The sequence below is a fragment of the Vibrio sp. 1580 genome (genome assembly GCF_033340055.1).
Genome location: NZ_JAWOVT010000615.1, coordinates 1 through 547 on the forward strand (window position 1 = coordinate 1; position 547 = coordinate 547).

General features: G+C 46.8%; 1 protein-coding gene. It reads left to right on the forward strand.

What is annotated here, in order from left to right:
• The coding region (locus R7093_RS27455) for an NCS2 family permease (RefSeq protein WP_318147309.1) at nt 1–547 on the forward strand (547 nt) is incomplete at both ends.

Here is a 547-nt window from a genome sequence, read left to right on the forward strand (position 1 = left end):
TTCCTTACCATGGCTTACATTATTTTTGTAAACCCAGCTATTTTGTCTGATACCGGTATGGATCGTGGTGCGATCTTTGTTGCAACGTGTCTTGCCGCCGCGATTGGCTGTTTCATTATGGGCTTAGTCGCAAACTACCCAATTGCTCAGGCTCCGGGCATGGGTTTAAACGCATTCTTCACATATTCCGTTGTGTTAGGCATGGGTTACACATGGCAAGTCGCGCTGGCTGCAGTGTTTGTTTCTGGTGTTTTATTTATTCTGCTGAGCATTTTTAAGATTCGTGAATGGATCATTAACTCGATCCCGCATTCGCTTCGTACCGGCATTTCTGCAGGTATTGGTCTTTTCTTGGCGTTTATCGCCCTTAAAAACGCAGGTATTGTGGTTGATAACCCAGCGACATTGGTTTCAATGGGCGATATCACGTCATTGCCATCAGTGTTGGCGGCGATTGGTTTCTTCCTTACTATCGCGCTTGTTCACCGTGGTGTGAAAGGTGCGGTGATGATCGCGATTTTGGGTGTGACGGCGCTTGGTCTTCTAT